Source organism: Shinella sumterensis (assembly GCF_004514425.2).
Classification (GTDB): Bacteria; Pseudomonadota; Alphaproteobacteria; order Rhizobiales; family Rhizobiaceae; genus Shinella; species Shinella sumterensis.
In genome coordinates, this window is sequence record NZ_MYFN02000003.1 from 389,853 (window position 1) to 399,013 (window position 9,161).

Annotated in this window: 9 protein-coding genes; 5 read left to right on the forward strand and 4 right to left on the reverse strand. The window is 65.8% G+C overall.

Annotation, left to right across the window (positions count from 1 at the left end; genetic code table 11):
- Nucleotides 1-121: 121 nt before the first annotated feature.
- The 4 genes from B5M41_RS08880 to B5M41_RS08895 are packed head-to-tail and all read left to right on the forward strand — an operon-like array spanning nt 122 to nt 5,268.
- A complete protein-coding gene (locus tag B5M41_RS08880; RefSeq protein ID WP_134651227.1) occupies nt 122-1,711 on the forward strand; it encodes an ABC transporter substrate-binding protein in 1,590 nt (529 codons plus the stop codon).
- Nucleotides 1,711-2,820, forward strand: a complete 1,110-nt coding sequence (locus B5M41_RS08885; protein ID WP_134651229.1) for an ABC transporter permease — start codon at nt 1,711-1,713, stop codon at nt 2,818-2,820. The genes B5M41_RS08880 and B5M41_RS08885 overlap by 1 nt, the downstream gene beginning before the upstream one ends.
- Nucleotides 2,817-3,644: an ABC transporter permease gene (locus B5M41_RS08890; protein ID WP_134651230.1), complete on the forward strand. Its 828-nt coding sequence runs from the start codon at nt 2,817-2,819 to the stop codon at nt 3,642-3,644. The genes B5M41_RS08885 and B5M41_RS08890 overlap by 4 nt, the downstream gene beginning before the upstream one ends.
- A complete protein-coding gene (locus B5M41_RS08895) occupies nt 3,637-5,268 on the forward strand; it encodes an ABC transporter ATP-binding protein (RefSeq protein WP_134651232.1) in 1,632 nt (543 codons plus the stop codon). The genes B5M41_RS08890 and B5M41_RS08895 overlap by 8 nt, the downstream gene beginning before the upstream one ends.
- Nucleotides 5,269-5,328: 60 nt before the next feature.
- On the opposite strand, the gene B5M41_RS08900 is transcribed toward B5M41_RS08895, so the two are convergent.
- From B5M41_RS08900 to B5M41_RS08915, 4 genes are read right to left on the reverse strand one after another with little or no spacing between them, the layout of a single operon-like run.
- Nucleotides 5,329-5,673 (reverse strand): PAAR domain-containing protein, encoded by a 345-nt coding sequence (locus tag B5M41_RS08900; RefSeq protein WP_134651234.1) that lies wholly within the window; start codon nt 5,671-5,673, stop codon nt 5,329-5,331.
- Nucleotides 5,670-6,089, reverse strand: coding sequence for an ACT domain-containing protein (locus tag B5M41_RS08905; protein WP_134651236.1), 420 nt, complete (start codon nt 6,087-6,089; stop codon nt 5,670-5,672). The genes B5M41_RS08900 and B5M41_RS08905 overlap by 4 nt, the downstream gene beginning before the upstream one ends.
- Nucleotides 6,086-6,997 carry an alpha/beta hydrolase gene (locus B5M41_RS08910; RefSeq protein WP_134651238.1) on the reverse strand — a complete coding sequence of 304 codons (912 nt, stop codon included), beginning with the start codon at nt 6,995-6,997 and terminating at the stop codon, nt 6,086-6,088. The genes B5M41_RS08905 and B5M41_RS08910 overlap by 4 nt, the downstream gene beginning before the upstream one ends.
- 11 nt (nt 6,998-7,008) lie before the next feature.
- Entirely contained in the window at nt 7,009-7,644 is a 636-nt protein-coding gene (locus tag B5M41_RS08915; RefSeq protein WP_134651240.1) for a LysE family translocator, read from the reverse strand.
- Between the two features lie 134 nt (nt 7,645-7,778).
- Between B5M41_RS08915 and B5M41_RS08920 the strand changes: the two genes are divergently transcribed.
- On the forward strand, nt 7,779-8,687 hold the full coding sequence (locus B5M41_RS08920; protein WP_134651242.1) for a LysR family transcriptional regulator: 909 nt from the start codon (nt 7,779-7,781) through the stop codon (nt 8,685-8,687).
- The last annotated feature ends 474 nt before the right edge of the window (nt 8,688-9,161 follow it).

The window sequence follows — 9,161 nt, forward strand, 5'->3', positions numbered from 1 at the left end:
AATGCGCCGGCACCGGGATAAAAACCGGCCTGCACGGTTGATTTAAAAGCCAAAAACAGAAATTCTGCCAATCACAACGACAAATGCTCGCCCGCACGAGCACAGCAAAGGGAACAGGGGAATGACTGATTACACCAAATACCTCACGAGCCAGGTCACGCTCGGCAAGATGAACCGCCGCGAGTTCCTCGGCCGCACCGCAGCCTTCGGCATCACGCTTGCCGCCGCCGGCACGATGTTCGACACCGCAGCCCGCGCGCAGGAGCCCAAGCGCGGCGGCAACCTGAAGCTCGGCCTGGAAGGCGCTGCCGCCACCGACTCGAAGGATCCCGCCAAGGCGCTGTCGCAGTTCATGTTCGTCGTCGGTCGCAACTGGGGCGACATGCTCGTCGAATCCGAGCCGCTGACCGGCCAGCCCGTTCCGGCCCTTGCCGAATCCTGGGAGCCGTCCGCCGACGCCGCCACCTGGACCTTCACCATCCGCAAGGGCGTGAAGTTCCACGACGGCAAGGAACTGACCGTCGACGACGTCATCAAGACCCTGCAGCGCCACACCGATGAGAAATCGGAGTCGGGCGCGCTCGGCGTCATGAAGTCGATCAAGGAAATCAAGGCCGACGGCGACAAGCTCGTGCTCGTGCTGTCGGAAGGCAATGCCGACCTGCCGCTGCTTCTGACCGATTACCACCTGATCATCCAGCCGAATGGCGGCCTGGACGATCCGAACGCCATGATCGGCACCGGCCCCTACAAGGTCGTGAACTTCGAGGCGGGCGTGCGCGCCACCTTCGAGCGCAACAAGGATGACTGGCGCCAGGACCGCGGCTATGTCGACACGGTCGAAATGATCGCGATGAACGACGCTACCGCCCGTATCGCCGCGCTGTCCTCCGGCCAGGTCCACTACATCAACCGCGTCAGCCCGAAGACCGTGGACCTCCTGAAGCGCGCGCCGACGGTGGATATCCTCTCCACCTCCGGCCGCGGCCACTACGTGTTCATCATGCATTGCAACACGGCGCCGTTCGACAACAACGACCTGCGCATGGCCCTGAAATACGCGATGGATCGCGAGACCATGCTGGAGAAGGTGCTCGGCGGCTACGGCAAGGTCGGCAACGACTTCCCGATCAACGAGACCTACGCCCTCTTCCCCGAAGGCATCGAACAGCGCGCCTACGATCCGGACAAGGCCGCCTTCCACTACAAGAAGTCGGGTCACAGCGGCTCCGTCCTGCTGCGCACCTCCGACGTCGCCTTCCCCGGCGCCGTCGATGCGGCCGTCCTCTACCAGGAGAGCGCCAAGAAGGCCGGCATCGATATCGAGGTGAAGCGCGAGCCGGGCGACGGCTACTGGTCGAACGTCTGGAACGTCCAGCCCTTCTCGACCTCCTACTGGGGCGGCCGCCCGACCCAGGACCAGATGTACTCCACCGCCTATCTCTCGACGGCCGACTGGAACGACACGCGCTTCCAGCGCGAAGACTTCGACAAGTTGCTGCTTGAGGCGCGTTCGGAACTCGACGAGGCCAAGCGCAAGGAGATGTACCGCACCATGGCCATGATGGTGCGTGACGAAGGCGGCCTGATCCTGCCGATGTTCAACGACTTCGTGAACGCGTCCAGCAAGAGCGTGAAGGGCTACGTGCACGACATCGGCAACGACATGTCGAACGGCTATGTCGCCACCCGCGTGTGGCTCGAAGCCTGATGAGCGGCGGCGGACCGGCGCACGGTCCGGAACTGACGGCAACGGCGGCTGCGGGCGATAGCCCGCAGTCTGCCGGCGCTGCCGGGTCGGTTGCGTCCTCTGGAACCCCTTTTGTCGAAGCCAGGCCTTCCATCTGGGCGAAATTCGCCAAGAGCAGCCCGCTCGCGGCCCTGATCACGCAACGCCTCGCGCTCAGCGTGGCCTTGCTCTTCGCCGTGTCCCTGATGATCTTCGGGGGCGTGGAAGCCTTGCCGGGCGATTTCGCCACGACCTATCTCGGCCAGTCCGCCACGCCGCAGGCGGTGGAGAACATCCGCAAGGAACTCGGCCTCGACCAGTCCGCCACCACGCGCTACTTCCAGTGGCTCGGCGGCGCGCTGCAGGGCGATTTCGGCACATCCTGGGCCTCGCGTAACTCCGTGAGCGAGCAGATCGGCAAGCGCCTCGGCAACTCCCTCTTCCTCGCCTTCTTCGCGGCCATCATATCGGTGCCGCTTGCCGTGGGGCTCGGCATGCTGGCGGTGCAATACCGAAACCGCCTGCCCGACAAGATCATCAACGTCGTGTCGCTGGCGGCGATCTCGCTGCCGGAGTTTTTCGTCGGCTACCTGCTGATCCTGTTCTTCGCCGTGCAGATGGGGGTCGCGACCTTCCCTGCGACGGTCTATGAATCCATGACCTTCGGCCAGCGGCTGTCGGCCATTGCCCTGCCCACGGCGACGCTCGTGCTCGTGGTCCTCGCCCACATGATGCGCATGACACGCGCGGCGATCCTCAACGTGATGTCCTCGGCCTATGTCGAGACGGCGGAGCTCAAGGGCCTGTCCAGCCTGCGCATCATCGCAAAGCATGCCGCGCCCAACGCAGTCGCCCCCGTCATCAACGTCATCGCGCTCAACCTCGCCTATCTCGTGGTGGGCGTCGTCGTGGTGGAGGTGGTGTTCGTCTATCCCGGCATGGGCCAGTACATGGTCGACGCCGTGACGGTGCGCGACATGCCCGTGGTCCAGGCCTGCGGCCTGATCTTCGCCGCCTTCTACATCTTCCTCAACATGTTCGCCGATATCCTTGCGATCATCGCGAACCCCAGATTGAGGCATCCGCGATGAGACTGAGCTCCATTCCCGTCAGCGCGTGGATCGGCATCCTGGGCATTGCGCTTGCCCTGTTCTGCGCCATCTTCGCCCCCCTCATCGCGCCCTACAGCGAAAGCCAGATCGTCGGTTCCGTCTGGGAGCCGATGGGCGGCCAGTACCTGCTCGGCACCGACAACCTCGGACGCGATCTCTTCTCGCGCCTGATCTTCGGCGCCCGCACCACCATCTTCGTGGCGCTGGCGGCGACCGTGCTTTCCTTCTCGCTCGGCATGCTGCTGTCGTTCATCGCGGCGGTGACGGGCGGGTTCATCGACCAGATATTCTCGCGCTTCAACGACCTGATGATGGCGATCCCCACGCTGATCTTCGCCCTCGTCGTTCTGGCCGTCCTGCCACAGCAGCTCTGGATCCTCATCCTCGTCATGGCGATCCTGGATTCCACCCGCGTCTACCGCATCGGCCGGGCCGTGGCGCTCGACGTCGCCGTCATGGAATTCGTCGAGGCCGCGCGGCTGCGCGGTGAAGGCACGGGCTGGATCATCTTCAAGGAAATCCTGCCCAACACGCTGTCGCCGCTGCTTGCGGAGTTCGGCCTGCGCTTCGCCTTCTCGATCCTGTTCCTGTCCACGCTCTCCTTCCTCGGCCTCGGCATCCAGCCGCCGGCCGCCGACTGGGGCGGCATGGTCAAGGACAACAAGGACGGCATCATCTTCGGCATTTCCGCCGCCCTCATTCCGGGCGGGGCGATTGCGGCATTGGCCATCTGCGTCAACCTCGTCGTCGACTGGCTGATGAAACGAACCTCCAGCCTCAAGGGAGGGCGCGGCGATGCCTGATCTTCTGTCCGTCCGAAACCTCAAGATCGAGGCCACCAGCTACCCGCCCGGCGAAGCGCCGCGGACCGTCACCCTTGTCGAAGGCGTCAACTTCGACGTCCAGAAAGGCAAGGTCCTCGGCCTCATCGGCGAATCCGGCGCCGGCAAGTCGACGATCGGGCTCACCGCGCTCGCCTATGGCCGCGGCGGGGTGCGCATCACCGGCGGCGAGGTCAAGCTGAACGGCGAAGACCTCCTCAGACTCTCGCCGTCGGGCATCCGCAAGGTGCGCGGCGCCAAGGTCTGCTACGTCGCGCAGTCGGCGGCCGCGGCCTTCAACCCTGCCCACCGGCTCGGCGAGCAGGTCATCGAGGCCTCGCTGAAACACGGCATCATGAGTCGTGCGGAAGCGGAAAAGCGGGCGCTCTACCTGTTCAAGGTGCTCGGCCTGCCGAACCCGGAAACCTTCGGCCAGCGCTATCCGCACCAGGTCTCCGGGGGCCAGCTGCAGCGCGCCATGACCGCCATGGCGCTCTGCCCCAATCCCGAGCTCATCGTCTTCGACGAGCCGACCACCGCGCTGGACGTCACGACGCAGATCGATGTGCTGGCCGCCATCAAGCACGCCATCGAGGAGACCAACACCGCCGCCCTCTACATCACCCACGACCTTGCCGTCGTCGCCCAGATCACGGACGACATCCTCGTGCTCCGGCATGGCAAGATGGTGGAATACGGCTCGGTGAAGGACATCATCGAGGCGCCGAAGGAGGAGTATACCCGCGCACTCGTCAATGTGCGCGGCACCGCCCGCGATGAGGCGCCCGACCAGACGAACACGCTGCTGAAGGTGGAAAACATCACCGCCGGCTATTCCAACGGCTTCAAGGTGCTGCAGAACGTCTCGCTGCACCTGCCGAAGGGCCAGACGCTGGCGGTGGTGGGTGAATCCGGTTCGGGCAAGTCCACGCTCGCCCGCGTCATCACCGGCCTTCTGCCGCCGCAGGACGGCACGATCAGCTTCGACGGCACCGTGCTGCCCAAGGCGCTGAAGGGCCGGACGAACGACCAGCTGCGCCGCATCCAGATGATCTACCAGATGGCCGATACCGCGATGAACCCGCGCCAGACGGTGCGCGACATCATCGGCCGCCCCCTCACCTTCTATTACGGTCTGCGCGGCGCGAAGAAGACCGAGCGGGTGAAGGAACTGCTGGAACAGATCGAGATGGGCGGCCGCTTCGCCGACCGCTACCCGGCCGAACTGTCCGGCGGCCAGAAGCAGCGCGTCGCCATCGCCCGCGCACTTGCCGCACAGCCCGAGCTCATCCTCTGCGACGAGCCGACCTCGGCCCTCGACCCGCTGGTGGCCGAGGGCATCCTGAAGCTGCTTTTGAAGCTTCAGGACGAGACGCATGTGTCCTACATGTTCATCACCCACGACATCGCGATCGTTCGCGCGATCGCCGACAGCGTGGCCGTCATGCACCGGGGCAAGCTCGTGCGCTTCGGCCCGAAATCGAAGGTGCTGGCACCGCCCTTCGACGACTACACCGACCTTCTCCTCAAATCCGTCCCCGAAATGGAGATCGGCTGGCTGGAAAAGGTGCTGTCGACACGGCGCATGGAAAGCGCCGGCAACTGATCAAACGGGCGGCCTTCGGGCCGCCCGTTTCCGTTTCAGGACCGCCGAGGCCTGATGCCCTCAATTCTGCGAGCAGGAGACGTCGCCGAGGCGGCTGGTCTGTCCGCCTTCGGCCATCACGGTCTCCTCGCCGCTTGCGGTGCAGTTGCCCTTTTCGCCGGCGCCGGAGCGGAATTTCACCATGGGCTGCCCCTCGATCATGATGCTGGGCACGATTTCGTAAAGCTCCGGCGGGCAGTTCACCACGTCCGACAGCCGCAGCGCCGGTGCGCCGCCGATGAACACGCTCTTGGAGCCGGACATGGCGCAGGACGGGATGGGCGCCGCGTCCTTGGCGAAGGATGGCTGGGCGAGCGCCGAAAGCCCGAGAACCACGCCGAGACCGGCAAACCGCAATAGAATCATCCTGCTTCTCCCTTTTCACGCGGCCGGCGGGACAGCGCCCGCAGGGCGGCAAGCGCCTGTTCGGCCTGCCGCTCGGGCACGAATATATGGTCGTGATGGTAGCCCGCAACCACATTCGCGCTGATACCCTCGGCCGTGAGCGCCGTGGCGAAGGCGGCGGTGAGGCCGACGGCCGCAAGCGAGGAATGCACGGTCAGCGTGATCATGCGCATGGGCGGGCTGACAGCGAGATCGGCCGCCGCCTCCGCCGGCAGGATCAGCGTCACGCCCTCCTGCTCGCGGAACATGCCGAGCGGCGCACGTCCGAGATAATCAGCGAGTTCACCCGCCGGCACGCTGGCATAGACGAAACGGCCCTCGACAAGAACCGGCTCCATCGTTTCGATCAGCGCGGCAAGATCGCTGACGCCGCTCACGGCCGGGCCATCCGCCGCACGGCATCGCACAGCGCCGCAAAGCCGGCCTTTGCGCCCTCGCTCATGAAGCGGGCGCGCAGCCAGGCATGGATCATCTGCTTTTCCTCGCGGAATTCCACGGGCACGCCGGCCAGCGCAAGACGCGCCGCATAGGCACGCGCATCGTCGCGCAGCGGATCGAAATAAGCGCCGGTGATGAACGTGGCCGGCAGGCCGGAAAGGTCCTGCGCCTGCAAGGGGAAAGCGTGCGGCGCATCGTCCGGCGCCTTGTAGATACCGCGGTAATAGGCGACATCGGCCGTCGTCAGCCCCGGCGCCTCGGCCATCTCGACATAGGAGCCGGAGACGAGATCGCCGCCGAGGCCCGGATAGACCAGCGCCTGCCCGACGATGCCCTTCAGCCCCTCGTCGCGCGCCTTCATGACGATGCCGGCCGCCAGATTGCCGCCCGCGCTGTCGCCGATGACGACGATGCCGCCCGGCCTCAAAAGCAGATCGACAAGCACCGCCCAGCAATCCTCGAAGGCGGCGGGCCAGACATGCTCGGGCGAAAGACGGTAGTCGATGGCGAGAAGTTCCGCCCCGGCCGCCTCCGCTATCTCCGCGCAGATCGCATCATGGCTGTCGAGCGAGCCCACGACGAAGCCGCCGCCATGGATGTAGAACAGCCGCGTGTCGGTGGTGACCGCCGCCGGCCGGTAGCGGCGCACGGGAATGCGGCCGGCCACCATGCCATCCTGCTTGACCATGCCCGCGGGCGCCGGCGCATCGAAGGCGGCGCAGAGCGCATCGTACCAGGCGCGCTGCTGGACGATATCCGCGTCCACGGCATCGGGCGGATAGAAATCCTCGCAGCGCTTGTGAAAGGCGAGGATGCCTTCCTCGCTCGGCATGGGGCGTTCGCTCATCCCGGCCCCGCTCAGCTTTTCTGCAGGGCAAGGTTAAGCCCGAGCCCGACGAGGATGGTTCCGCCGGCGCGCTGCAGCCCCTTCTGCACCCGTGCCGAGCCCTTCAGCCGCGTGGCGAGCGCGCCCGCCAGCAGCACGCAGACCACATCGGCGGAGGTGAACATCAGGTTGACCACGGCGCCGAGGATGAAAAGCTGCATCCACACGGGCAAAGCGGCCGCGGGATCGACGAACTGCGGCAGGAACGCCAGGAAGAACAGCGCGGTCTTGGGGTTCAGCACCTCGACGGAGACGCTTTCGGCAAAGGCGCGCCAGCCGCGCCTGCGCATGTCCTCGTCCGAAACCTCCGGTTGCGCCTCCGACCGCGCGCGGAACATGCGGATGCCGAGCCAGACGAGATAGAGCGCGCCGAGAAGCTTGACCGCCAGATAAAGCGACGGCACCGCATGGAAGAGCGCCGAAAGGCCGGCCGCGGCGGCGATGACATGCGCATAGCCGCCAAGGTGGATGCCGAGGGTGGCCATCAGCCCCGACCAGCGGCCGCGCGCGATGGTCTGCGCCGTCGCATAGAGCATGGCCGGGCCCGGCACATAGGCGAAGACCGCCGTGGTCAGGAAAAACGCTAGCAATGTCTCGAAGGGCGGCATGGTCTCTCCTGTCGCAGTCTCTTTTCAAAGCTTATCGCAGGAAAGGGTGCAGGGGAATGCATCGGGCGCAACGGCGATGTGTACAATGACGAGGCGCCTTGCGCCGCCGATGCCGGCCGTATTAACTCGCGGCCATGGCTTTCACCTTCCGGCAATTGCAGTACTTCGTCGCCGTCGCGGAACAGGGCTCGGTAACGCGCGCGGCGCAGAACCTGTCGATCTCGCAATCCTCGATCACCGAGGCGATCAAGGAGCTCGAATCGGATCTCGGCGTGGAGCTTTTCGACCGTCATCCGCGCGGGCTGACCACGACGCATAACGGCCACCAGTTCCTGCGCCACGCCACGAAGATCCTCGCCGACGTTTCGGATGCGCGCCGCTCCTTCTCCGACAACCGCACGCCCGAGCGGGGCAAGCTCAATCTCGGCGTGACCTCGCTCGTCGCCGGCTACGTGCTCTCCGATCTGCTCTCGCGCTACCGCCGCGCCTTTCCCGGCATCGAGGTGAGCGCCATCGAGGACAACGGCTCCTATCTCGAACATCTCCTGGTGGGCGGCGAGCTGGACGTGGCGGTGATGGTCATCTCCAACCTGCGCGACCGCATGGCCTTGCAGGCCGAGATCATCGAGACATCGCCCTATCGGCTGTGGCTGCCGATCGGCCATCCGCTCGTTTCGGCCGACATCATCTCCGTCAGCGATATTTCCAGGGAACCGCTGATCATGCTGACGGTGGATGAAATCGAGGAGAATACCGGCAAGCTTCTCTCCGCACTCGGCGCGCGCCCGCATGTCGCCTTCCGCACACGCTCGGTGGAGGCGGTGCGCAGCCTCGTGGCGACGGGCGCCGGCATCGCGCTGCTGCCCGACCTCGTCTATCGCCCCTGGTCGCTGGAAGGCGACCGCATCGAAAGCCGCGACGTCTCCGGCGCCCTGCCCGTCGTGCAGATCGGCATGGTCTGGCGCAAGGGCTCCGGCATGCCGCAGGCCGCGCGCGACTTCGTCGGGCTGGCCGAGGCGCTCAGAAGCGGGCGCGGACGATAGCGGCCTTCACGGCATGCGGTCACGGACCCGCATGCGGGCGCACCGGGTGTCGAAAGATATCGGACGGGGCGCCGGAAGCTGCCTCGACTGAGAATGAATAGGTGACACCTTCCGGCGCCCCGTTCGGCGGTTTTTGCCCGCGACTCCGGTCTCTCTGCAAGGATCGAAAAGGCGGTGTCCTTCGCCGGTTTCCGGAATGGCCAGTGCCGTTTGACAACCGGAGCACACGCCTTGGCGCTCCGTGGAAGGTGTCTCCACCTCCCGGCCTTTCTCCATGCCGGCGGACGATGCCGACGCATCCGCCAATGCCGATCCCCTTGTGTGCCGCACAGGCACGCCCGGCGCGCCGTTCGGGGCATGAAACGACAGGATCGGTCCGACATCCCGCCGCTTCCCCCGTGTCGCCGGAGGGAGACCATTTTCCGCAGGCCCGGTGCATGAGGTTTCGCGTCATCCCCCCACGCCCCGCGCCGA